Origin of the sequence: Streptomyces sp. AC550_RSS872 (assembly GCF_019049285.1) — a bacterium.
Taxonomy (GTDB): domain Bacteria; phylum Actinomycetota; class Actinomycetes; order Streptomycetales; family Streptomycetaceae; genus Streptomyces.
Genome location: NZ_JAGMUL010000060.1, coordinates 54,856 through 76,588 on the forward strand (window position 1 = coordinate 54,856; position 21,733 = coordinate 76,588).

Annotated in this window: 25 protein-coding genes; 14 read left to right on the forward strand and 11 right to left on the reverse strand. The window is 71.8% G+C overall.

Annotation, left to right across the window (positions count from 1 at the left end; genetic code table 11):
- Positions 1-57: 57 nt before the first annotated feature.
- Positions 58-987 carry a 1-phosphofructokinase family hexose kinase gene (locus KUM44_RS24465; RefSeq protein ID WP_217211090.1) on the forward strand — a complete coding sequence of 310 codons (930 nt, stop codon included), beginning with the start codon at positions 58-60 and terminating at the stop codon, positions 985-987.
- Positions 988-997: 10 nt separating this feature from the next.
- Here KUM44_RS24465 and KUM44_RS24470 read toward each other — a convergent pair whose 3' ends face one another.
- Both KUM44_RS24470 and cdgB read right to left on the reverse strand, forming a co-directional pair.
- Positions 998-1,963, reverse strand: coding sequence for a CBM35 domain-containing protein (locus KUM44_RS24470; protein WP_217211091.1), 966 nt, complete (start codon positions 1,961-1,963; stop codon positions 998-1,000).
- A 119-nt stretch (positions 1,964-2,082) separates the two neighbouring features.
- Positions 2,083-3,774, reverse strand: coding sequence for a diguanylate cyclase CdgB (gene cdgB, locus KUM44_RS24475; protein ID WP_217211095.1), 1,692 nt, complete (start codon positions 3,772-3,774; stop codon positions 2,083-2,085).
- A gap of 339 nt (positions 3,775-4,113) precedes the next feature.
- On the opposite strand from cdgB, the gene KUM44_RS24480 reads away from it, so the two are divergent.
- Positions 4,114-4,722 carry a flavin reductase family protein gene (locus tag KUM44_RS24480; protein ID WP_217211099.1) on the forward strand — a complete coding sequence of 203 codons (609 nt, stop codon included), beginning with the start codon at positions 4,114-4,116 and terminating at the stop codon, positions 4,720-4,722.
- A gap of 102 nt (positions 4,723-4,824) precedes the next feature.
- Positions 4,825-5,328, forward strand: coding sequence for a GNAT family N-acetyltransferase (locus KUM44_RS24485; RefSeq protein WP_217211100.1), 504 nt, complete (start codon positions 4,825-4,827; stop codon positions 5,326-5,328).
- A 145-nt stretch (positions 5,329-5,473) separates the two neighbouring features.
- Here KUM44_RS24485 and arfB read toward each other — a convergent pair whose 3' ends face one another.
- Entirely contained in the window at positions 5,474-5,911 is a 438-nt protein-coding gene (arfB, locus tag KUM44_RS24490; protein WP_217211101.1) for an alternative ribosome rescue aminoacyl-tRNA hydrolase ArfB, read from the reverse strand.
- A gap of 182 nt (positions 5,912-6,093) precedes the next feature.
- Between arfB and KUM44_RS24495 the strand changes: the two genes are divergently transcribed.
- The 3 genes from KUM44_RS24495 (at position 6,094) to KUM44_RS24505 (ending at position 7,885) form a co-directional block, all read left to right on the forward strand.
- Entirely contained in the window at positions 6,094-6,669 is a 576-nt protein-coding gene (locus tag KUM44_RS24495; protein WP_030050335.1) for a TerD family protein, read from the forward strand.
- A gap of 175 nt (positions 6,670-6,844) precedes the next feature.
- Entirely contained in the window at positions 6,845-7,405 is a 561-nt protein-coding gene (locus tag KUM44_RS24500) for a GNAT family N-acetyltransferase (protein WP_217211102.1), read from the forward strand.
- Between the two features lie 21 nt (positions 7,406-7,426).
- Positions 7,427-7,885: a hypothetical protein gene (locus KUM44_RS24505; protein ID WP_217211104.1), complete on the forward strand. Its 459-nt coding sequence runs from the start codon at positions 7,427-7,429 to the stop codon at positions 7,883-7,885.
- Positions 7,886-7,899: 14 nt separating this feature from the next.
- On the opposite strand, the gene KUM44_RS24510 is transcribed toward KUM44_RS24505, so the two are convergent.
- A complete protein-coding gene (locus KUM44_RS24510) occupies positions 7,900-9,300 on the reverse strand; it encodes a M1 family metallopeptidase (protein ID WP_217211106.1) in 1,401 nt (466 codons plus the stop codon).
- A 41-nt stretch (positions 9,301-9,341) separates the two neighbouring features.
- Here KUM44_RS24510 and KUM44_RS24515 point away from each other — a divergent pair, with 41 nt between their 5' ends.
- A complete protein-coding gene (locus KUM44_RS24515) occupies positions 9,342-9,842 on the forward strand; it encodes a hypothetical protein (protein ID WP_217211108.1) in 501 nt (166 codons plus the stop codon).
- 293 nt (positions 9,843-10,135) lie between these two features.
- Here KUM44_RS24515 and KUM44_RS24520 read toward each other — a convergent pair whose 3' ends face one another.
- Positions 10,136-10,852 carry a pentapeptide repeat-containing protein gene (locus KUM44_RS24520; protein ID WP_217211110.1) on the reverse strand — a complete coding sequence of 239 codons (717 nt, stop codon included), beginning with the start codon at positions 10,850-10,852 and terminating at the stop codon, positions 10,136-10,138.
- 151 nt (positions 10,853-11,003) lie between these two features.
- Between KUM44_RS24520 and KUM44_RS24525 the strand changes: the two genes are divergently transcribed.
- From KUM44_RS24525 to KUM44_RS24545, 5 genes are all read left to right on the forward strand, one after another.
- A complete protein-coding gene (locus tag KUM44_RS24525) occupies positions 11,004-12,206 on the forward strand; it encodes an FAD-dependent oxidoreductase (protein WP_217211112.1) in 1,203 nt (400 codons plus the stop codon).
- Between the two features lie 79 nt (positions 12,207-12,285).
- Positions 12,286-13,266 carry a zinc-binding dehydrogenase gene (locus KUM44_RS24530; RefSeq protein WP_217211113.1) on the forward strand — a complete coding sequence of 327 codons (981 nt, stop codon included), beginning with the start codon at positions 12,286-12,288 and terminating at the stop codon, positions 13,264-13,266.
- A 61-nt stretch (positions 13,267-13,327) separates the two neighbouring features.
- Positions 13,328-14,251 (forward strand): aminoglycoside phosphotransferase family protein, encoded by a 924-nt coding sequence (locus KUM44_RS24535; protein WP_374202071.1) that lies wholly within the window; start codon positions 13,328-13,330, stop codon positions 14,249-14,251.
- 9 nt (positions 14,252-14,260) lie between these two features.
- Entirely contained in the window at positions 14,261-14,746 is a 486-nt protein-coding gene (locus KUM44_RS24540; RefSeq protein WP_217211116.1) for a GNAT family N-acetyltransferase, read from the forward strand.
- Positions 14,743-14,892, forward strand: a complete 150-nt coding sequence (locus tag KUM44_RS24545; protein ID WP_217211219.1) for a hypothetical protein — start codon at positions 14,743-14,745, stop codon at positions 14,890-14,892. Before KUM44_RS24540 ends, KUM44_RS24545 begins: the two co-directional genes overlap by 4 nt.
- Here the strand turns inward: KUM44_RS24545 and KUM44_RS24550 are convergent.
- The 6 genes from KUM44_RS24550 to KUM44_RS24575 all read right to left on the reverse strand — a co-directional run bounded on the left by KUM44_RS24550 (position 14,871) and on the right by KUM44_RS24575 (position 20,152).
- Positions 14,871-16,151 carry a wax ester/triacylglycerol synthase domain-containing protein gene (locus KUM44_RS24550; RefSeq protein WP_217211117.1) on the reverse strand — a complete coding sequence of 427 codons (1,281 nt, stop codon included), beginning with the start codon at positions 16,149-16,151 and terminating at the stop codon, positions 14,871-14,873. The genes KUM44_RS24545 and KUM44_RS24550 overlap by 22 nt on opposite strands.
- Positions 16,148-17,365, reverse strand: a complete 1,218-nt coding sequence (locus KUM44_RS24555) for a beta-ketoacyl synthase (RefSeq protein ID WP_217211119.1) — start codon at positions 17,363-17,365, stop codon at positions 16,148-16,150. The genes KUM44_RS24550 and KUM44_RS24555 overlap by 4 nt, the downstream gene beginning before the upstream one ends.
- A complete protein-coding gene (locus KUM44_RS24560; protein ID WP_217211121.1) occupies positions 17,362-17,637 on the reverse strand; it encodes an acyl carrier protein in 276 nt (91 codons plus the stop codon). The genes KUM44_RS24555 and KUM44_RS24560 overlap by 4 nt, the downstream gene beginning before the upstream one ends.
- Positions 17,638-17,663: 26 nt before the next feature.
- Positions 17,664-18,941: a WS/DGAT domain-containing protein gene (locus tag KUM44_RS24565; RefSeq protein ID WP_217211123.1), complete on the reverse strand. Its 1,278-nt coding sequence runs from the start codon at positions 18,939-18,941 to the stop codon at positions 17,664-17,666.
- A gap of 74 nt (positions 18,942-19,015) precedes the next feature.
- The gene (locus KUM44_RS24570) at positions 19,016-19,297 is read right to left on the reverse strand and encodes a hypothetical protein (RefSeq protein ID WP_217211125.1); all 282 of its coding nucleotides are present in this window, start codon (positions 19,295-19,297) and stop codon (positions 19,016-19,018) included.
- A gap of 75 nt (positions 19,298-19,372) precedes the next feature.
- The gene (locus KUM44_RS24575; RefSeq protein WP_217211126.1) at positions 19,373-20,152 is read right to left on the reverse strand and encodes a hypothetical protein; all 780 of its coding nucleotides are present in this window, start codon (positions 20,150-20,152) and stop codon (positions 19,373-19,375) included.
- Between the two features lie 419 nt (positions 20,153-20,571).
- On the opposite strand from KUM44_RS24575, the gene KUM44_RS24580 reads away from it, so the two are divergent.
- Both KUM44_RS24580 and KUM44_RS24585 read left to right on the forward strand, forming a co-directional pair.
- The gene (locus KUM44_RS24580; RefSeq protein ID WP_217211127.1) at positions 20,572-21,051 is read left to right on the forward strand and encodes a hypothetical protein; all 480 of its coding nucleotides are present in this window, start codon (positions 20,572-20,574) and stop codon (positions 21,049-21,051) included.
- Positions 21,052-21,330: 279 nt separating this feature from the next.
- Positions 21,331-21,615, forward strand: coding sequence for a hypothetical protein (locus KUM44_RS24585; RefSeq protein ID WP_217211129.1), 285 nt, complete (start codon positions 21,331-21,333; stop codon positions 21,613-21,615).
- Positions 21,616-21,733: the final 118 nt, after the last annotated feature.

Genomic DNA, 21,733 nt, shown 5'->3' on the forward strand with positions numbered 1-21,733 from the left:
GGCGAACGCGTTCTGTACTGCTCGCATTCTGAACTTCTTCGGGGGAGGCCGGCCCAGGTGATCCTCACGGTCACGCTGAACACCGCTCTCGACATCACCTACCGCGTACGGGCACTGCGGCCCCACGCCTCCCACCGGGTCTCCGAGGTGACCGAACGCCCCGGCGGCAAGGGTCTGAACGTGGCCCGGGTGCTGGCGGCCCTCGGGCACGAGGTGACGGTCACCGGCTTCGCGGGCGGCGCGACGGGCCGTGTCGTACAGGAGCGGCTCACGGCGACGCCCGGCGTGGTGGACGCACTGGTCCCGGTGGCGGGCGCGACCCGGCGCACGATCGCCGTGGTCGACGAGCACACCGGCGACACGACCCAGCTCAACGAGCCCGGCCCGACGGTCACCCCCGCCGAGTGGTCCGCCTTCCAGAAGGCATACGAGGACCTGCTCGCGTCGGCCTCCGCGGTGGCCCTGTGCGGCAGCCTGCCGCCGGGAGTGCCGGTGGGCGCGTATGCCGGTCTGGTGCGGGCCGCTCGCGCGGCGAAGGTTCCGGTGCTGCTGGACACCAGCGGCGAGGCACTGCGCCGGGGCGTCGCCGCCCGCCCGGACATCATCAAGCCCAACGCCGACGAGCTGGCCGAGCTCACCGGCTCCCACGAGCCGTCGCGGGCGACGCAGGACGCCCGTCGACGCGGGGCACGTGCGGTGGTCGCCTCCCTCGGCACGGAGGGCCTGCTCGCGGTGACCCCCGAGGGCCGCTGGCGCGCCACCCCGCCGACCCGCCTCCACGGCAACCCGACCGGCGCCGGCGACGCGGCGGTCGCGGGCCTGCTCGCGGGGTTGGTGGAGGGTCTGCCGTGGCCTGATCGGCTGGCCCGGGCCGCGGCGCTCAGCGCGGCGAGCGTGCTGGCACCGGTGGCGGGCGAGGTCGACCGGGGGGCGTACGAGGAGCTGCTGGGGCGGGTGGCGGTGACCGGGGAGGTCACCGCCGCCTGAGGCCGACCGACTAGGAGTCGACCCAGCCGTTCACCAGCCACATCTGGTCGATGAGGGCGTCGCACTGGTTGCCCTGCTCACAGGACACCTTGATCGTGTTGGTGCCCTTGTTGAGCTGGATCCAGTTGTACGTCTTCGTCCAGCCCTTCTGGTAGTCGCCCGCGGGGCCGTCCGCCCAGTTCTTCAGGTCGACCGGGGTACTGGCCGGCGTGCCGTTGACCGCAAGGGTGGCGTTCTGGTCCTTGCCCGGGACGCTGTAGCCGACGTAGACGGTGTACTTGCCGGACTTCGGGATGCCGTTGACCGTCCAGGTGACCGAGGAGCCGACCGCGTTGAAGCCGGTGACATAGACGCCGCCGTCCGCCTTGGCGCCCTTGATGTCGGACGCCGTGGTGGCGCCGCCCGCGAGAGCCAGGGCCTTGGCGTCGATCGTCGGCAGGTCGTCCTTGGCCGCCTGGCTGTTGCTGTTCGACGGGCTGGGCGCGCTGCTCTGCTGGGACTGCGTCGGGGTCGAGTCGGCCTGGTTGTCCTTGTCGCCCGGATCGTCGTCCCCGCCCAGCATCGCGACACCGATCCCGATCACGACCGCCGCGACCACGGCGACCGCGCCGATCAGCAGCCCCTTGGTGTTCGGACCCCCACCGCGGCCGCCCCCGGATCCGCTGCCGCCGCTGTACGACGGCTGCTGCTGGACGGTCTGTGCCCCGCCGGGGTGCGTCTCCGGCGCCGCGTAGTGGGCGTTCGGCTGGCCGTAGGCGCCCTGCTGTTGCGGTATCTGGCCGTAGGCCGACGTCGGCTGCTGCTGGCCGTACTGACGCTGGCCGACCGAGCGCACCCGGTTGACCGACCCGGGATAGCCGTAGCCACCGCCACCGGAGGGCGGCTGGGCTCCGTTGGCCTGCCCGTCGGCGTAGAGGTAGCCGAACGGGTCGTCGTCCTCGGGCGGCGTGTTCGCGCCGTTGTTGCCGGACGTCATCCCTGTGGTACTCCTCACCAGGTGCGGGCGAATGCGATAGGTCTGAAGAATGGCGAGCCTACCCGCTCCTGCTGCCCCAAACGGGTGACTCGGATCGCATCAGCTCACTGACCTGGGCGTTACCCGGCGCGTCTGTGTTGTTTGGGACGAGATCGTTTCTCTACGTACATCCGCTCGTCGGCGGACTTCAACACTTCGTCCGCGGTCATCCCGCAGTGCGCCCACCCGATGCCGAAGCTGGCGCCGACCCGTACGGCCCGCCCTTCGGCCCGGATGGGCTGGATGATCTCGTTGCGCAGACGTACGGCGAGGTCCTGGGCGTCGGCCCGGCCGAGCCCGTCGGCGAGGATCACGAACTCGTCGCCGCCGAGACGGGCGACGGTGTCGCCGTCGCGGACACCGCGGGAGAGACGGCGCGCGACCTCGATGAGCACCGCGTCCCCCGCGTTGTGCCCGAACCGGTCGTTGATCGACTTGAAGCCGTCGAGGTCGCAGAAGAGCACCGCGAGCCCCTTGGCTCCGTCGTCCCGCTCGCCCTCGGCCGGGGCCACGGTGTGGACGTGGTGGTCGAAGGCGTCGAACGCCGCCGCGCCGGGCCGGAAGTCGAAGCCGTGGCCGTTGGCGTCGTAGGCGGGGTGGCCGTAGGCCGCGTCGACCGGCTCCAGGGCGCCGAGCTGGGTCCCGCCGCGGGCGGAGTCGAGGGCCTGGGGGATCGAGGAGCGCTGGCAGAGCCGGGAGGAGAGACGGGCCCGCAGCTCGGCGGAGTTCGGCAGGCCGGTGAGCGAGTCGTGGGAGGCGCGGTGGGCGAGCTGGAGCTCGCGGCGCTTGCGCTCCTCGATGTCCTCGACATGGGTGAGCAGGAAGCGGGGGCCGTCGGCGGCGTCGGCGACCACGCTGTTGCGCAGGCTGACCCAGACGTACGTACCGTCCCGGCGCCCGAGCCTGAGCTCCGCCCGGCCGCCCTCGGCGGACGTCCGCAGCAGGGTGCCGATGTCCTCGGGGTGGACGAGGTCGGAGAAGGCGTAGCGGCGCATCGCGGAGGCGGGGCGGCCCAGCAGGCGGCACAGGGCGTCGTTGGTGCGCAGGATCCGGCCGTGCTGGTCGCCGCCCATCTCGGCGATGGCCATGCCGGACGGGGCGTACTCGAAGGCCTGCCTGAAGCTTTCCTCACTTGCGCGCAGGGCCTGCTGCTCGCGTTCGAGCCGGACCAGCGCCCGCTGCATATTCGCGCGTAGACGTGCGTTGCTGATCGCGATGGCGGCCTGGAACGCGTACATCTGGAGCGCCTCGCGCCCCCATGCGCCCGGGAGCCTGCCGTTGCGCGGCCGGTCCACGGACAGGACGCCGATCAGCTCGCCGCACGCGCCGCCCTGCACGCCGGGCGTGTACATCGGCGCGAAGAGCCGGTCGCTCGGGTGCCACTCGTCCTCGAAGCGCGGCGCGGGGCCGTCGGTGTACCACTGCGGGACGTCGTCGTCGTCGAGGACCCAGCCCTCGGTGTGCGGGATGAAGACCAGGTCGCCCCAGTGCCGGCCCATGCTCAGCCGGCGATCCCAGGAGTCGCGCGAGCCGACGCGGCCGGTGATCAGGGCCTCGGCGGCGGGGTTGCCGGCGAAGGCGGCGACGACGAGATCTCCGTCGGGGCGTACGAGGTTGACGCAGGCGAGCTCATAGCCGAGGCCGGTGACGACGCCGTCGGCGACCGTTTGCAGCGTGTCCGCCAGGCTGCGGGCCGTGTTCATGTCAGCCATGACCTGGTGCAGTTGCCGCAGGGTCGCAAGGCGGACATACGGCTCCGACTCGGTCTCCATGCTCGCCCTCCCCCCGAGACCTCGCAGCGAATCAAGGGTGCTCTTCGGCGTATCTTCCTTGCTCGGTTCACCGCCACTGAATCACAGCGCGCTGCTCACTCGGTACACAGGGTCAACAATTAATGGCCCTTGTGACTCAAGTCACAGGTAAACGTGAACAATTGAGCGGTGTTTCCGCGTTTTTCCTGTGCGTTTACTGAACGCAAACTCTGTGTGCGTGTGGAGACGGCACGAAACGGTTCTGAACGGGGCTCGGCCGCTGTCCGTCGGTAGTCCTAGGACCCTTCTCGGGCGAAGGCCCGATGTCGGGTGCCGGGGACCGACATTAGCGTTTTCGGCGTGCCGAACACTTCCCCGCTCCCGTCGCCCGCGCCGCCCGCGACCACCGTCCTCCCCGCCGCCCGCAGCGCCTTTGGGCATGCTGAGGGAGTGAGCAACGACGAGTTCCGTGCCGCCATGTCGCGGTTGGCCGCGGGTGTGGTCCTGGTGACCGCGCTGGAGCCACCGCTGGACCCGGACGACCCGCACGCGCCGGCCGGCGAGGACGTCGGCATGACCGCCACCGCGTTCATGTCGGTGTCCCTGGATCCGCCATTGGTGCTGGTCAGCCTGCGTGAGGGGTCCCGGATGGACGACCTGCTCGCCGAGCAGCCCCTGTGGGCGGTGTCGGTCCTCACCGAGAGCCAGCGCCATATCGCGGGCCGCTTCGCCATGAAGGGCCGCGTCAGCGACCGCCTGCTGTTCGCCGACATTCCGTACGTCCGCGGTCTGGAGACCGGCGCCCCGCTGGTGGGCGGCGCCCTGGCCACCCTGGAGTGCCGCACCGAGCAACGCGTCACGGCCGGCGACCACACCCTGGTGATCGGCCGCGTCCTGTCGGCCTCGCTGCCGAGCTCGGACGGGGGGCCGTTGACGTATTTCCGGGGGCGGTACCGGCAGTTGGGGTGAAGATCACGGATCAGGCGCCCCGGAACGCAGGCAGGAACACAGGCAGGAACACAGGGACGAAAATCCGTGGCCGCCGGTGATCATCCGTCATAGGTTCCCCCGGTGACATCGACTCCGACACCTCAGACGCCTCCCACCCCGCGCCTCGAAAAGATCACACCCGGAAACTTCGAAGCGGCAACCGGCATACGAGTCCGCCCCGACCAGGAATTCGCGGTCTCCCCGGTGATGCAGTCCCTCGCCGAGGCATACGTCCATCCCGACGGCGTCGCCTGGCCCCGCCTGATCGTCGACGGCGACCGCCCGGTCGGGTTCCTGATGGCCTTCTTCGACATCGACTGGCACGGCGACGGCACCCTCTTCCGTTCAGGCCTGTGGCGCCTGAACATCGCCGCCGGGGAACAGGGCCGCGGCTACGGCCGCTTCGCGGTCGACTCCGTGTCCGCGGAGATCCGCCGCCGCGGCGGCAGCCGGCTCTACGTCACCTGGCATCCCGGCCCGAACGGCCCCGAGGCCTTCTACCACCGTCTCGGCTTCCGCCCCGACGGGGAGACCAGCGAGGGCGAGACGGTGGGGGTGCTGGAGCTGGACGGGGTGGGCGGGTAGGGGGTCGAGGCCGGAGGGCCCGCGCCGCCGGCCTGACCTGGAGCCGGGACAGTCGTGTGGGATCCGTCACGATGTCGATCACGGTGATCCGGTCCCGTACGAACGCAAACATCAGGGCACGTTCCAGCCGCCCCCAGCGGCGGCCCTACCTCCAGCCCTGCCCGGACCGACCCCGCTTGGTGTCCGAGCGCTGCTTCTTCTCCCTCAGGCGGCGCTCGTTGATCCCGCGAGGGATACGGGTCGGCTTGCGCGGCTTCGGCGGCGGGGCCGTCGCCTCGGCGAGGAGCGCCGCGAGGCGTACGGCGGCGGTCTCGCGGTTGCGCCACTGGGAGCGGTGCTCGGAGGCGCGGACGGAGACGACGCCGTCGACGAGGCGGGACGCCAGCCGCTGGAGCGCCCGCTGCTTCCACACCTCGGGCAGCGCCTCCGTGCCCGCGAGGTCGAAACGCAGCTCGACCTGGGAGTCACTGGTGTTGACGTGCTGGCCGCCCGGGCCGCTCGACCGCGAGAAACGCCACATGAGCTCGGCCTCGGGAAGGGAGACGGAGCCACGGATGACGTAGGGACCAGACATGCCGTCCATGTTCCCGCCTCTGTCCGGTCCACGTCACGCGAATATCCCCGGCTCCGCTCCCCCGGAGTCCCCTGAGAGTGCTCTTTGGCAAAGAAAGTAAAGACACATGGAACTTGGGGTACCCCTCTTCGCGTTCATAGAGGTAGCTGTAGCTTCTAGCCGTACCGCAACGAGGGAAGGGACTCCCAACAATGGCTGTAAGCCTGTCCAAGGGTGGCAACGTCTCGCTCACCAAGGAGGCTCCGGGCCTGACCGCCGTCACCGTGGGCCTCGGCTGGGACGTCCGCACCACCACCGGCACGGACTTCGACCTCGACGCCTCGGCGATCGCGGTCAACCCCACGGGCAAGGTCTACTCGGACGCCCACTTCGTCTTCTTCAACAACAAGCAGACCCCGGACAGCACCATCGTCCACACCGGTGACAACCGCACCGGCGAGGGCGCGGGCGACGACGAGGCGATCAACGTCAACCTGGCCGGTCTCCCGGCAGACGTCGACAAGATCGTCTTCCCGGTCTCGATCTACGACGCGGAGAACCGCTCGCAGAACTTCGGCCAGGTGCGCAACGCCTACATCCGCATCGTCAACCAGGCCGGCGGCGCCGAGATCGCCCGCTACGACCTCTCCGAGGACGCGGCCACCGAGACCGCCATGGTCTTCGGCGAGCTCTACCGCAACGGCGCCGAGTGGAAGTTCCGCGCCGTCGGCCAGGGCTACGCCTCGGGCCTCGTGGGCATCGCGCAGGACTTCGGCGTGAACGTCTGACGGACGCCGAGCTGTGCTGGAACCCCTGGCTTCGGCTGGGGGTTTCGGCGTTCCAGGGGGTGCTTTGAAGTCCCGTGCGGCGCCCGTGCCCGCCGGGCGCCGTGGGTGCTGTGGGTCCTGGGGGTGCTGTGCGGGACTTTCAAGACACCACCTGGGGCTTCGATAGGTTGCCCGAGTGATTCTCGACTCGCTCGTCCTCGCCCCCGACCACGACATCCCGGCCCCTCTCCTCACCGAACTCACCGCCCTCTACGCCTCCAATCGCGACTTCCACGCGCTCAGCGGCGAATTCCCGGACCCGGACGACATCCGGCCGGAGCAGGTGGCCGCCGCGCTGGCGGACGAGTTTCTGGTCCCCGGGGCGGAGGTCCTGCTGGCACGCAGCGAGGGCCGGCTGGTCGGCATCGCCGTCACCCTGGCCCGCCACCCCGACCCCGTCGACCCGGATCCGTGGATCGGCCTGCTGATGGTGGACGCGACGGCCCACGGCCAGGGGTTCGGCAGGCGGCTGGCCTCCCTCGTCGAGGACCGTTTCCGCACGTCAGGCCGCACCGCCGTACGCCTCGCCGTCCTCGACAACAACCCCAAGGCCCTCGACTTCTGGACCGCCCTCGGATACGAGACCCTCGGCTACGGACGAGACCGCCGGCTCGACCGCGCCTGCACGGTCCTGCGCAAGCAGCTCACCACCCCGACCGCACCCCCCGCCGCCGCCCCCGGCACCGACGGCGCCTGAACCGTCATGGACTGGACGCCCTTGGCCGGCACAGCCCTCGGCGCGCTCGTCGGCGTCGGCTCGACCCTGCTCGCGGACCGGACCCGCTGGCGCCGCGAGCAGGCCGACCGGACCCGGCAGGAACGCCGGGACATCTATGTGACCGTCCTGACGAAGTACCGGCTGGCCTACGAGGCCATGCACGCGGCCGCCGTCACCGGACGCGATCAGGGCGGCGCGGTGCGGGAGGCTGCCGTACGGGAGGCGTTCCGGGCGTCGGGCTGTGACGAGGCCCGGGAGACCGCCCTGATCTGCGCACCGCAGGAGATGTCCGACCTGCTGGAGGACGTCTACGCGACCTTGCGGGACCTCCAGGAGGTGTTCGCCGCCGGTGATCCGCCACTGGACTCACCGGAGTTGCAGGAGCGACGGCTCAAGCACGCCGAGGCGATCTGGGCGGCGCGTGCGGCGATGCGACGGGACCTCGATCGGCCGGCCTGAAAGGCGGACCGCCGTCACGGGTGGTCGGGTTTGCCGTCCCCGTACAGCCAGTCCTCCCAGACGGAGGTGAACTCCTCGTCCGGCGCCTTCTCCTCCACGTACGCGGTGAAGTCGCCGGTGTCCGCGTTGCCGTGCCGGTGGTCGGCCGCCCAGCCCTGGACGATGTCGTAGAAGGTGTCGTCGCCGACGGTCTGGCGGATCTTGTGGATGACCATCGCGCCGCGCTGGTACACGGGGTTGTCGGAGATGTGCGCGGCACTCGTGGGCTTGGCCGGCGGGAAGGACCAGAGGTCCTCGTGGTCGTCCTCGCCGTGGTCGTACAGCGCGTCGAAGGTCTCCTGCGCGCTGTCGCCACCGTGGTCCTCCTCCCACAGCCACTCCGCGTACGTCGCGAAGCCCTCGTTCAGCCACATGTCCCGCCAGCTCTTTGGCGTCACGGAGTTGCCGAACCACTGGTGGGCGAGCTCGTGGACGAGCAGGTCGGTGTCGGGGGCGCCGGGGAAGACGGGCCGGTTCTGAGTCTCCAGGGCGTAGGCGGCGTCGCCCTCCTCGGCGACGATCGCGCCGGTGGAGGCGAAGGGGTAGGGGCCGAAGTTGGTCTCGGCCCACTCGATGATCTCCGGCAGCTCGGCGAGGACGTCACGGCTGGCCTCGTCCTGGCCGGGGGTCACCGCGGTGTAGACGGGCAGCTTGCTGTTGCCGGCGGCGGAGACGGTGGAGCGACGGATGTCGTAGTCGCCGATCGCGAGCGCGGCGACATGACTCGCCATGGGTTCGGCGGCGCGCCAGTGGAACGTCGTACGGCCGTCGTCGCTGGTCCGGTCGGCCAACTCGCCGTTGGAGACGACCTCGAGGTCGTCCGGGACGGTGACCGAGATGTCGTACGACGCCTTGTCGGAGGGGTGGTGGTTGCCGGGGAACCACGCCATGGATCCCGTCGGCTCCCCGAGGGCGAGCGCGCCGTCGGCGGTGGGCAGCCAGCCCTCCTCGGAGCCGTCGGGGTCGGTGACGGTCTGCGGGGTGCCGGAGTAGCGGACGGTGAGCCGGAAGGTCTCGCCGCGGTCGAGGTCGTCGTGCGGGCGGACGACGAGCTCCTGGCCGTTACGGCTCCAGCGGGCCTGCTCGCCCTCCACCGTGACCCGCTCGACGTCCATGCCCTGGAGATCGAGGTCGAAGGCGGAGAGGTCCTTGTCGGCGCGTGCGGTGATCTCGGCGGTGCCGCTGAGGTGGCCGTCGTCGGGGTCGTAGGCGAGGTCGAGGGCGTAGTGGGTGACGTCGTAGCCGCCGTTGCCGGCCTTGGGGAAGTACGGGTCGCGCACGCCGGAGCCACCGGGGGTGCCCTGGACGCCGCCGCACGCGGTGAGGACGAGCAGGGCAGAGGCGACGGTCAGGGCAACGGGCGCGAAACGGGACACGCCAGTGATCCTACGAGCTCGGGCGTGACACCATCACCTGCGTGCTCGACATCGGCTACGCCCTCTCCACCCGCTTCCCGGACCCTCCGCAGACGGACTACCGTCGCGCTGACGTCCGTGCCCTGCGGCACGACCTGTTCTGCGGTGACGTCTACCTCGCCGACACCAAGGCGGACCGGGAGTTGTCCACAGCCTGGGGATGGGTGCCGGTGCTCGACTTCGCCTGGGCCCTGTGCGACATCGCCGAGCGGCTCGACCAGGACCCGGCGGGCTCCCGCGCCTCCCGCCCCCAGCACGCGGAGCTGGACTTCACCGAGTCCACGGACCGCATGCTCTTCGAGCGCCGCTTCGGCTGGGTGGACATCGAGGCGGACTGGATGCCGGCGGAGGAGGCCCCGCTGACCTTCTCGCACAGCGAACTGCGCCGCGAGGCGCGCGACTTCCTGCACGACCTGCTCGCCGACCTGATCGACCTGCACGAGGACCTGGGCGAGAACCCGGCGATCTGGACGCTCCAGGCCCAGTACCCCAGGGTGTCGTAGGCCTGGCGGGGGCCCGCCGGACAAAGCGAAGGAGCCCCATCCCGCGAACGTGGGACGAGGCTCCTGATCCGAGCGCCGGGCAGGCCTTGCACCTGCATTTCCCCGCAGGAAGCGGGGCGTCTTTCCTTGGACCACCAACGCAGCACCGGCCGCCGGGAGTTCCGGCGAGCAGCTCAAGATCAATCATACCGGATCCGGGCCAGTGCCCCCTACGCCCGGCCGCCGTCGCCCTCGTGCCAGCCCGTTGCCTTCGTGCCACCCCGGCGCCCTCGTGCCACCCCGTCGCCCTCGCACTACGCCCCGTCCTCCACCCGGATCCCCAACTGCGCCGCCAACACCGGTGCCAGATCCAGCAGTTGGCCCGAGCTGATCACCGCTCCCGACAGCCGGTCCACCCCGCGCGCGATGTCCAGCTCGGCCGCTCCCCGCAGGTCCACCTCGGCCAGCGTCACCCCGGTGAGGTCCACTCCCTTCAGCGCACAGTCCACGAACTCCACCCGCTCCAGCCGGGCGCCCCCGAAGTCCGGCTCGACCAGGACGCAGCCCTCGAAGACGACGTCCTTGAGCTTGGCCTTGCGCAGGTTCAGATAGTCGATCTTGCCGCCCCGGATCACGACCCGCTCCAGCACGGCCCCGTGCAACTGCACACCGCCCAGCCGGGCGTCCACCAGCTCCACATCCCGCAGCGTCGACTCGGCGAGGTCGGTGCCGACGCCCCGTAGACCCGTGAGGACCGAGTCGAGGATCCGGGCGTGGTGAAGTCTCGTCTCGTCCAGCGCGCACCCGGTCAGCGCGCAGTCCATGAAGCGGGCGCCCGCGCCGTCCTGTCCGGTGAGGTCCTCCTCCCGGAACTCCAGCCCGTCGTAGTCCCCGTCAGGCTCCAACCCCCCGTCCCGGAACGGCTCCAGCGGCGGCAACCGCACCTCGGGCCGACGCGCCCCCTTCACGCCACCCCTGCCCGGACCGCCGCCCCTGCCCGGACGGCCCTCACCCATCGCTCTCCTCGCCATGCCCCCATGCTGCACCCCGCTACTGACAATTCCCCTGACCTGCGACAACACGGCCCCGGCAGCCACGCCGCCATCGAGCCGCCCACCCGGCCGCCGCCCCGATGTCACATTCGGGCGCCCAGCACCGTCGTAGTCACAGAGAAGGCCAGAAATGCGAACCCGAGCACGAGGGAGACCCCCAGCCATGCATCGCATCACCGTCATCGGCGGCGGCTTCGCCGGACTCACCGCCGCCATCACCGCCGCCGAGGCGGGCGCCAAGGTCACCGTGTACGAGGCCCACCACACCCTCGGCGGGCGGGCGCGGACCGCCGAGGGGCCGTACCGGACGAACGAGGGCCCGCACGCCCTGTACAGCGGTGGCCCGCACTGGGCCTGGCTCAGGCAGCGCGACCTCATCGGGCCGCTCGCGCCGATCCCGCCCCTTGAGGCCGCCCGGCTCCGGCTGCGGTACCGGGGAGTCCTGCGCCGCACCCCGCCCTTCGCCCTGCTCAAGCTGTTGCGGCGGGGCCTGCCGCAGGCGCCCGTCGACGTCGACTTCATGACGTGGGCCACCGGCATCGCGGGCGAGGAGGGCGCCCGTGCCGCCGCGCACTACTCGGCCGTCGCCCTCTTCCATCACGACCCCGGCGCCCTGTCCGCCGCGTTCGTGCAGGAGCGGCTGCGCCGGGCCACCAAGCTGCCACCGGAGGCGCACTATCCGCGCGGCGGCTGGGCGACCGTGATCGACCGGATGGCGGCGCGGGCCTGGAACCTCGGGGTCCGGATGGAGACCCTCTCCCGCGTCGACCGCCTCGACAGCCGGGCGGCCGGCGCGCCCGTCGTCGTCGCCACCTCCCTCGACGCCGCCCGCCGCCTCCTCAAGGACGACTCGCTGACCTGGAGCAGCGGCCGTACGGCGCTCCTCGACCTCGCGGTGCGGACCCGGCGCGGGGACGCCTTCGTCGTCTCCGACCTCGACGCGACCGGCTGGCTGGAGCGGTTCACCGCGCAGGACCGGTCCCTCGCGCCGGCCGGTGAACAGCTGATCCAGGGCCAGATCCCGGTCGCCCCGCACGAGTCCAGGGCCGATGGCATCGCCCGTGCCGAACAGCTCCTCGACCTCGGCTTCCCCGGCTGGCGCGGGCGCGTCACCTGGCGGCGCGAGTCCATGGCGAACGGCCGTACCGGCGCCGTCGACCTGCCCGGCACCAGCTGGCGGGACCGCCCGGCCGTGGACCGCGGCGCCGGGGTCTATCTGGCGGGCGATCAGGTCGCCGCCCCCGGCGTTCTGTCCGAGGTCTCCTTCAACAGCGCCCTCACCGCCGTGTCCCTTGCCCTCGGGCGGCACGCCCTTGACCTCAAGGGAGCTTGAGGTTGCAGCATCGATCAGCCGGCCCCGGTGGCGGGGCGGGCGCCCTGACCACCCGAGTCCACGACGATGGGGGACCCCGATGCACGCCATCCGCCTGCACGCCTTCGGCCCGGCAGAGAACCTCACGTACGAGGAGACCGACGACCCCACGCCCGGCCCCGGCCAGGTCCGGATCGCCGTGCGGGCCGCAGGGGTCCATCTCCTCGACACGGCCCTGCGCGAGGGCATCCAGGGCCCGGCGCCGCAGCCGCCGACGCTGCCCACGATCCCCGGCCGCGAGGTCGCCGGCGTCGTCGAGTCCCTCGGTGAGGGAGTCGCGGAACTCTGGCTCGGCAAGCGCGTCGTCGCCCACCTCGGCTTCGCGCCGGGCGGCTACGCCGAACTCGCCGTCGCCGACGTCGACCGCGTCCACGAGATCCCGGCGGGCCTCGACCCGGCCGAGGCCGTCGCCATGATCGGCACGGGCCGTACGACGATGGGGATCCTCCAGTTCGCCGAGCTCGGCCCGGACGCGGTGGCCGTGATCCCGGCGGCCGCGGGCGGCATCGGCACGCTGCTCGTGCAGTACGCCAAGAACGCGGGCGCCGTCGTCATCGGCCTCGCGGGCGGTCCCGAGAAGGTCGCGCGCGTCCAGGAGAACGGCGCCGACCTGGCCGTCGACTACAAGGACCCCGTGTGGCCGCAGAAGGTCCGCGCGTTCCTCGGCGGGCGGGCCGCGACCGTCGTCTTCGACGGCGTCGGCGGGGACGTGGCCCGCGAGGCGGTCGCCCTGCTCGGCCCCGGCGGCCGGCACCTGGTCTTCGGCTGGTCCGGCGCGGGCCTGCACGACGGCACGCCCTACCTCGTCGACGGCGTCTCCCAGCAGGTCCTCGGCCCGCCGATGATGCAGCGGGCCGGCGGTCCCCACCCCGTACGGACCCTCGAACTGCGCGCCCTCGCCGAGGCCGCCGAGGGCCGTCTCACCCCGGCCGTACAGCGCTTCCCGCTGGCCGAGGCGGCGGCCGCCCATCGCGCCCTCGAAACGCGCGGAACCACCGGAAAGGTCGTACTGGAGCCATGACCAGCCGCAAGCCCCCGCGGGACCGCATACCTCAGCAGTCCCGCCGGCCTGTCTGATTCGCGTGAGCCGTTCCCGGGAGCCCAGTAGGGTCCGAAAGGTGATCGACATCCCGCAGGAGCTCGCCGCATCACAGCAGGAGTACAACGGAGAAGCGGGCCGCACGTTCATCGCCGGACTTCCCGCCCTGACCGCCGAGTTCCTCGGCCGCTGGGAACTGAAGGTCGACGGACGTCCGATGCACGGGGTCAGCGCCCTGGTCCTCCCGGTCCTCCGCCGCGACGGCACCCCCGCCGTCCTGAAGCTGCAACTCCTCGACGAGGAGAGCGCGGGCGAGCCGGTGGCCCTGCGCGCATGGGGCGGCGACGGGGCGGTCCGTCTCCTCGACCACGACGAGGCCACCGGCACCATGCTCCTCGAACGCCTCGACTCCTCCCGCATGCTCGCCCACCACCCGGACGTCCACGAGTCCGTCCTGGTCATCGCCGGTCTGCTGGCCCACCTCACGTCCTTCCCCGCCCCCGCCGGCCTGCGTCACCTCGGCGACATCGCCCGGGACATGCTGGAGCAGACGCCCGAGGCTCTCGCCCACATCCCGGACCCCGAGGCCCGCCGCATCGTCGCCGACTGCGCCGCCGCCGTACGCGAGGTGGTCGACGACCCCGGCGACAGCCTCCTCCACTGGGATCTCCACGACGAGAACGTCCTCGCCTCCGAACGTGCCCCCTGGCTCGCCATCGACCCCAAGCCCCTCACCGGCGACCCCGGCTTCGAACTCTGGCCCGCCCTCGCCAACCGCTTCGACCCCACCGACATCCGCTGGCGCTTCGACGCGATGACCGACGTCCTGGGCCTGGACCGTTCACGCGCCCGCGCCTGGACCTACGGCCGCATCCTGCAAAACTCCCTCTGGGACATCGAGGACGGCCGCCCACTGGACGAGGAGCAACTGGACATCGCAAGGCGGCTTCGCGACCCCACCGGCTAGCCTGCGCCCATGATCCGACCCGCCACACCCGCCGATGTCCCCGCCCTCCACACCCTCGTCCGAGAACTCGCCGAGTACGAGAAGGCGTTGGAGGAGGCGAGGGCGACGGAGGAACAGCTCCACGCGGCCCTCTTCGGAGACCACCCGGCCGCCTACGCGCACATCGCGGCCGACGACGCGACCGGCGAGACCGTCGGCTACGCGATCTGGTTCCTGAACTTCTCCACCTGGCGCGGCGTCCACGGCATCTACCTGGAGGACCTCTACGTCCGCCCCACCGCCCGGGGCGCCGGCCACGGCAAGGCCCTGCTCACCGAACTGGCCCGGCTGTGCGTGACGCGCGGCTACCAGCGGCTGGAGTGGTCCGTCCTGAACTGGAACGCCCCCTCCATCGCCTTCTACGAGGCGCTCGGCGCCCGCCCCCAGGACGAGTGGACGGTGTACCGGCTGACGGACGGCCCGCTCGCGGAGCTGGGGGTCCTCCCGGAGGCATGACCGTCCCCAACAGGGACACCTTCACGCCCGGCCTCGAACTCTCCCGCCGCTTCTACACCGAGGCCGTACGCCCCCTGCTGGAGGAGGCCGCCCCCGGCGTCCCCCACTCCGCCCGCACCCTGGGTCACGTCGTACGCAAGCCCTGACCGGCCCGCGCGGCGGACGCCTCGGACGTGGCGAGCGCCTCCAGCTCCCGGGCGACGGCCGCACCGATCATCTCGGCGGCACCGGCACGCGCGTGGCCGACGACCGTGAGCGTGTAGGCGTCGGCGCTGTGGACGAGGCAGAGGTTCGCCGTACCGGGCGGGGAGAGCTGCGGCAGAGGGACGACGCGCGCCAGGGGGCGGCCGTACAGATGGCTGGGGTGGTCCCGCCACTTGAAGGCGGTGCACAGGCTGGTGGTGAGTTCGGGTCGGGCCAGCCGCCGGGCCATCACCCCGGCCAGCCACGGCACGGCACGCGCGGCTCCCTGTAGTGCGGGAAGGATCGCGCGGTGGGCGTCGCAGCGCCGGTCGAACCCCGCGACCTGGTCCTGGCACGCCGTGAGGCGCGCCACGGGGGATTCCAGGTCGACGGGCAGCGGCATCCGCAGCACGGTGACACCGTTGCCGAGCTGCTGCGCGGTACGACGGGTCCGCAGGTCGACCGGCACCGTCGCGTAGAACGGGTTCGTCCCCTTCGGCCAGGTCCGCAGGGGCCCGTGACAGACGCGCAGGGCACCGGCGTACGTACTCAGCAGCAGCTCGTTGAGGGTCGCCCCGCGCCCACCGGCCGGCTGACGGCGGGCCGTACGCATCACCTGCGGATCGAGCTCCACCACCGCCACCGACGGCCGCACCTCGCCGGGGGAGCCCATGGGCAGGGGCCGCCCAAGCGCCCCGATCCGGCGCAACTCCCTGCCCACGGCCGCCGCACTGACGGCTGGGCGCTGCCGTACGGTCGCGGTCGGGTCCGCCGTGGCCGGCACGCGCGGCGGCAGCGGGGGTACGGCGTCGTCCATCAGCAGCCGGAAGACCGTCTCCAGGGACCTGCCGTCCAGCAGCGCGTGATGCGCGAACAGGACGAGGGCGTCGCGCGCGACCAGCAGCCGCCACAGCGGCCGTTCGGGCGGAAGGGGGTGGCTCACACCGTCGGCGAGCAGGTGTCGCAGGTCCTGTTCCGTGGCGGTGATATGCGCGCCGGGATCGAACGGCCAGGCTCTCTCCCAGCGGCGGCCCGACAGCGCCCCCGATCCGGTGGGTGGCCGCAGGACCAGGCTCATCCGCTCCAGCCCGCCCCACCGTTCACGGACCCGGGCCCGCACCCGTTCCAGGTCGAACGGCTCGCCGGAAAACACCCCGGCGATACCGATCGTCCCCGGCAGCCCGTTGCGCAGATGCCCTTCGTCGATGGCCGTCAGCCTCATGTGCCACAGCCATGGGGCGAGTCGAACACGACACAGGCGTTGTGGCCGCCGAAGGCGAAGCTGTTGCTGATCACCGGCCCGTCCAGGATCTTGCGCGGCTCCCCGACGACCATGTCCAGCTCGCATCGGGGATCCAGCCGCGTGAGATGCGCGGTCGGCGGCGCGAGCCCCTCCCGCACGGACAACGCGGTGATCACGGCCTCCAGCGCTCCCGCCAGCCCGAGCCCGTGCCCGGTCACGGCCTTGGGCGCGGTGACCGGCACCGCGCGCGGGCCGAACACGTCGCTGATGGCCCGCGCCTCCGCGAGGTCGTTCAGCTCGGTGCCGGTGCCGTGCGCGTTGACATGGGTGACGGCGTCCGCGGTCGAACCGGCGTCGGCGAGCGCCTGTTCCATGCACGCCCGGGCCCCCGCACCGTCGGGATGCGGTGCCGTCAGGTGGTGGGCGTCGGACGTACGGCCGTACCCGGTCAGGGTGGCGTAGACGCGGGCGCCGCGCGCGCGGGCCAGGTCCAGCCGCTCCAGCACCAGGAACGCCGCCCCTTCGGCGAGGACGAAACCCCGCCGCCCGACGTCGAACGGCCGTGACGCGGAGGCGGGATCCTCGCACTCGGTGACCATCGCCCCGGCCCGCCCGAACGCCAGCGCCGTCGTCGGAGTCAGGGGACTGTCGTGGCCCCCGGCCACCACCACGTCCGCGCACCCCGCCCGGATCATCTGCATCGCCTCACCCACGGCATGCGTACCGGAGGCACAGGCCGTGGACACCGTCAGACTCGGCCCGGCGATCCGGAGCCTGGCGCTGATCCAGTAGGCCCCGGCGTTGTGCATCAGCCGGGGCGCGTAGAGCACGTCAGGCTGCCCGATGCCGTTCTCCTGGCTGATCACCCCGCCGTACCCGGTGCCGGTGACCACGGCCCGCCGGCCGGGACCGACGTGCAGTCCCCCGGCGTCCGCCACGGCGTCCACGGCCGCGCACACGGCCAGCTGCACCGAACGGTCCGTCCGCCGCACCTCTTTGGGCGCCAGACAGCCCGCCGGTTCGAAGGCGGTCATCGCGGCCGCCGGGTACACGACCGTGCCCTCGTCGTCGAAGGCGTGCAGCGCCGTCGCGGAACGGCACCGCACGAGACTCTCCCAGAGCTCCTGCGGACTCGCACCGGCCGCGCAGCGAACTCCGAGGCCGGTGACGGCGACGGCGGGTCGGCCGGTCATCGGGCGAGGGTGTTGTGGACGCCGGGGGTACGCAGCCGCACGATGAGGTCGGCGACATCACCCACGGTGGACACACCGGCCTTGTCGGTGCCTCTCAGACACACCCCGAACAACTCCTCCGAAGCCGCTTCCAGTTCGGTGATGTCCAGGCTGTCGGCGCCCAGGTCGGCGACCAGCCGAGCCTGCGGGACCACCGCCTCCGGCGGCACCGACATCACCCGCGCGCACAGCGGGCGCAGCGCTTCCCATACGTCGCCGTGTTCCGCTTCCATGCAACTGCCTCCATCTCCTGGTGCCGTCAGGGCACTGACGGCGTCGCCATCCCGGCCCATGTCTCGAACTCCGTGACGACCGCGTCGGCGAGCCGCTCCGCGTCGTTCGGGCGCAGGTGGCACACCACGGTGAGCGTGAACGCGTCCCCTGCCTGTGCCAGGGCGAAGCTGACCGTGCCCGGGTGCTGCAAGGGCGGCAGCCCGACCGTGCGCACGAGCCGACGGCCCTGGAAGGTGCCGGTCCCGCCGGGCCACTTCATGGCCGTGGTCGCGGTCGCCGCGAAGCAGTTGTGACGCCCGCGGTCGGCCAGCAGCCCGGTGACCCAGGGGCCCGTCCGGCGAACCGCCTCTGCGGCCGGGAACAGCACGGCGGCGTGGGCGGCGGCCCGCTCGGGCACGTCGGCCATCGCAGCCTGACAGGCCCGCAGCCGCGCCACGGGCCCGTCGACGTCGACGGGCAACGGAACCCGGACGACCGTGAGGGTGTTGCCGAGTTCGCCCGTGGTCGCCCCGGTGCGCAGATCGCACGGTACGGCCGTGTAGACCGGTTCGTCGCGCTGCCGCCACCGCCGCACCGGCCCGTACCGGTCCCGCAGCGCCCCGGCCACGGCGCCGACCAGCAGCTCGTTCAGCGTCGCGCCCCGGCCGTCGGCCGGCTGCCGGCGGGCGGATCGGACCGTGGGCGCGGGCAGTTCGCGCACCGCGACCGAGGAGCACGGCTCCCCGGGCGGCCGCATCGGAAGGGCCTGCCCCGCGGCCGCCATCACCATGAGCTCCCTGCCCGCCGCACGCAGTCCGGCCCGCGGCGGCGGTGCCGACCGCACCGACTCCCTCGCCGCGGGGCCGTCCATCAGCGCGCGCATCAGCGTCGCCAGGGACCGCCCGTCCAACAGCGCGTGCTGGGCCACCAGAGCCAGCGCGAAGTCACCGCCGTGCGCCGCGTCCGGGACCACATGGAGCCGCCAGGGCGGCAGCCCTCCGCTGAGCGGCCGGTCCACGCTCCGCGTCCACAGGTCGTCCAACTTGGTCTGTGCCACGCCGACCTGTGCACCGGGATCGAACCGCCCCGGCACGACCCACCGCATCCGCCCACGCCGCCCGAACAGCCCCTGCCGTACCGCCGCCCCGCCGCCCCGGGGCCCGTCGAGCACGCAGTTCATCCGCTCCAGGCCCGCCCACCGCTCGGCGACGCGCGCGCGCACCTGCTCCACGTCGGGCTGCTCGCCGGAGAGGACCACCGCCAGGCCGATCACACCCGGACACCCGTTGAGCAGCAGCATCTCGTCGGCATAGGACAGTCTCATGCGGTCTCTCCGGCTCGCAGTCCAAACGCCCGCCCCGTGATGGAGCGGGCGTTGAACCGAACACTTCCTTCGGTCTACTTGAGCGCTCCGCTGTTGCAGCCCATGTCCGAGCCGAGGTGGCTGGGCTGCGCACCCGGGGAGCCCTCACCGTTGAGCGCGTTGCCCAGCGCGCCGTTGACGAGCCCGAGGCTGCCGAGGATGTCGATGTTCATGTCGTGCGAGCGGCACTCGATGCCCTGCGTGATGTCGAGGTCGTGGGCACCCGCCTCACCGTGGGCGGCGGCCGTGCCGACGCCGAGCGAGCCGACGCTGCCGAGGACGGCGCCCACGAGGGCGACCTTCTGAAGCTTGCGCATTTCTTCTCCGTTGGTCGAGCAGATGGGGTGTGCGGGGGTTCAAGCGGGGAGACGGGACACGTACGGCCCGGTCCGTCAGCCGAGTCGGGGCAGTCCCAACTGGCCCACGGGCGGCGCCGCGACCTGTCCCAGGCCGAGGCCGGGCACCTGCGGTGCGCTGGCCGGCGAGACCAGCGGGTTGATCAGCGGGTTCACCTCGGGGTTCACCTGCGGGTTCACCTGCGGGGCGACCCGCGGCGGGGGCTCCGGGTTGAAGACCTGCGGTGCGGAGACCTGAGGAGCGACCTGCGGCATCACCTGCGGCGCCGTCTGCGGGGTGACCTGCGGCACGACCTGCGGCGCGGCGGGCTGGGGCGCGGCGGCCGGTGCGGAGTGCGGAGCACCGGAGGCCTCCGCGTAGCCGCCCGACGAGGCCGAGGCGGAGGCGTAACCGCTCTCCTGGCGCGGCGCGGGCGCCGGGGGCGCCGGGGGCGCGTAGTGCGGCGCCGGCTGGGGCTGCGGCTGCGGACGCGTGGCCTGCGCGGCGCCCGTCGAACGGGCCGATGCCGTGACCTGGGGCTGCGGCGGCGCGTAATGGGGAGCGGGTGCCGGGGCGTACTGGGGCGGCGCGTACTGGGGCGCCGGAGCGTACTGAGGAGCCGCGTACTGGGGAGGCGGCGCCGGAGCGTACTGGGGCGCCGCGTACTGGGGAGGAGGCGCCGGAGCGTACTGAGGTGCCGGATATTCGGGAGCGGGAGCCGGCGCGGCACCGCTGTACCCGACGGGATAGTCGGCGGCCTCGCTGACGCCGGCACCGATGGCGGTCAGACCGCCGGCCGCCGCTACGACGAGCGCGGCCTTGTGAAGCTTGCGCATGGAACCCTCGGCCCTTCATTACCTGTACAGGGAAATCCGTTGTATTCAGTCAGTCTTGCGTGCGCTCAGTCTGATATTCGTACTGCGCCCTTACAGGGGTAATGCCTGAGCTGTCATGTGGACTTCACGCCGGAGCAGGCAGCGGATCCCGTTGCCTCTCTCTGATTCCAGATCGCTGCCCTCTCTCAGCTGGCAACGACATTTCCCTGACCAGGTCACGGGATCCAAATTTCCGTCACTCAATTGCCATCGATCGGATAAAAGGCTCTGATGAACAGCCTCTGGCAAATGAGTGACGACATCCCCGCGCACGTGACCGGCCCAGCACTTCTCTCGTTCCCCCCAGGGTCAGAGCGATGGTGCATCGCAGCCGCATTTCCATATGTTCCATGCACAGGTCAATGAAGGGCCGAGGTTCCATGCGCAAGCTTCATCAGGTCGCGCTCATCGCAGCAGCAGCAAGTGGTCTGTCGGCCGTCGGCGCCGGACCCAGCGTCGCCGACGCGCCCGTCGGATACGGCGGTACCGCTCCGGCTCCCGTCGGCCGGCCGGACGTCCAGGCCACCTCGTGGGGCAGTTCGCAGGCTTCCGCGCAGTCCTCCAACTCGCCGACCGCGCACGGCCAGGCGGCCCCGGGCCCGCAGCGGGGCGCCGACGTCAGCCCGCAGGTCAGCCCCCAACTGAGCCCGAAGATCAGCCCGCAGGTCAACCAGCAGCCGGCCGCGGCACCGTCCGGCCCGATCGAGCAGGCCAACCTGTTCCGCCCGTACCAGGAGTGCAGCCCGCAGTCCCTGGTCAACGCTGCCGTCCCGGTCGCGGTGCTGGCCGCCTCCGAGACCCGCGGCATCGACTGCGACCAGGCCAACAGCCAGGCGAACTCCCTCGCCCACGCCCGCTAGGCGCACCGGCGACAGCGTCCCGAGGAGATCCGAACCTCATTTCCCTTCGCGGCAACCCCCGCTGGTCACAGCCCTCAACGAGCGGCTGTGACCAGCACTTTCACATCGCGGCCCGGCACACGGCCCGGTAGCGCGATGCGGCTTTCGAGTGTTTCCGGCACGAAACGCGAACTCCGGCGCGCCTCCGGGACATATCGGGATACTTCGTATTAATCTTTCGTCACTGTACGAAGTCGATCTTCTACAGATCGCACCCACCTCACTCCACCGGAGAAGAACATGCACAAGGTTCGCAAGGCTGCCGTCGTGGTCGTCGCCATCGGCACCGTCGGACTCCTGGGCGCCGGCACGGCCACCGCCGACGGCCACGGCGGCAAGGACGGGGGCAAGTTCAGCGTCCTCCAGAGCTCCAACTGCAAGTCGCACGACCTGAACGTCGACGTCCTCGGCCAGGTCGGCGTCCTCAACGGCCTGCTGGGCAGCGCGCTCAACGGCGAGGGCGACCCGGGCGCGCAGGACACCCACCTCGGCTCGTCGATGGGCTGCAACAACAGCGCCTTCTAGGCACTGACGGCCGCGCAGCCGGCCGAAGCGGGAAACAGTCCCGGTACCGAGCCCCAGGCCCGGTGCCGGGACTCCTTTTTGGGTTCACGCTTTTGCCTTGCGACTCCTCGCGAGGGGA

What these genes read in the sequence shown, in the direction of transcription:
- arfB (WP_217211101.1), bottom strand. Translation starts at nt 5,911, where the DNA reads ATGGACGGCATGTCTGGTCCCTACGTCATCCGTGGCTCCGTCTCCCTT.
- KUM44_RS24495 (WP_030050335.1), top strand. Translation starts at nt 6,094, where the DNA reads ATGGCTGTAAGCCTGTCCAAGGGTGGCAACGTCTCGCTCACCAAGGAG.
- cdgB (WP_217211095.1), bottom strand. Translation starts at nt 3,774, where the DNA reads ATGGAGACCGAGTCGGAGCCGTATGTCCGCCTTGCGACCCTGCGGCAA.
- KUM44_RS24525 (WP_217211112.1), top strand. Translation starts at nt 11,004, where the DNA reads ATGCGAACCCGAGCACGAGGGAGACCCCCAGCCATGCATCGCATCACC.
- KUM44_RS24565 (WP_217211123.1), bottom strand. Translation starts at nt 18,941, where the DNA reads ATGAGACTGTCCTATGCCGACGAGATGCTGCTGCTCAACGGGTGTCCG.
- KUM44_RS24520 (WP_217211110.1), bottom strand. Translation starts at nt 10,852, where the DNA reads ATGGCGAGGAGAGCGATGGGTGAGGGCCGTCCGGGCAGGGGCGGCGGT.
- KUM44_RS24560 (WP_217211121.1), bottom strand. Translation starts at nt 17,637, where the DNA reads ATGGAAGCGGAACACGGCGACGTATGGGAAGCGCTGCGCCCGCTGTGC.
- KUM44_RS24545 (WP_217211219.1), top strand. Translation starts at nt 14,743, where the DNA reads ATGACCGTCCCCAACAGGGACACCTTCACGCCCGGCCTCGAACTCTCC.
- KUM44_RS24540 (WP_217211116.1), top strand. Translation starts at nt 14,261, where the DNA reads ATGATCCGACCCGCCACACCCGCCGATGTCCCCGCCCTCCACACCCTC.
- KUM44_RS24470 (WP_217211091.1), bottom strand. Translation starts at nt 1,963, where the DNA reads ATGACGTCCGGCAACAACGGCGCGAACACGCCGCCCGAGGACGACGAC.
- KUM44_RS24555 (WP_217211119.1), bottom strand. Translation starts at nt 17,365, where the DNA reads ATGACCGGCCGACCCGCCGTCGCCGTCACCGGCCTCGGAGTTCGCTGC.
- KUM44_RS24550 (WP_217211117.1), bottom strand. Translation starts at nt 16,151, where the DNA reads ATGAGGCTGACGGCCATCGACGAAGGGCATCTGCGCAACGGGCTGCCG.
- KUM44_RS24570 (WP_217211125.1), bottom strand. Translation starts at nt 19,297, where the DNA reads ATGCGCAAGCTTCAGAAGGTCGCCCTCGTGGGCGCCGTCCTCGGCAGC.
- KUM44_RS24580 (WP_217211127.1), top strand. Translation starts at nt 20,572, where the DNA reads ATGCGCAAGCTTCATCAGGTCGCGCTCATCGCAGCAGCAGCAAGTGGT.
- KUM44_RS24575 (WP_217211126.1), bottom strand. Translation starts at nt 20,152, where the DNA reads ATGCGCAAGCTTCACAAGGCCGCGCTCGTCGTAGCGGCGGCCGGCGGT.
- KUM44_RS24585 (WP_217211129.1), top strand. Translation starts at nt 21,331, where the DNA reads ATGCACAAGGTTCGCAAGGCTGCCGTCGTGGTCGTCGCCATCGGCACC.
- KUM44_RS24530 (WP_217211113.1), top strand. Translation starts at nt 12,286, where the DNA reads ATGCACGCCATCCGCCTGCACGCCTTCGGCCCGGCAGAGAACCTCACG.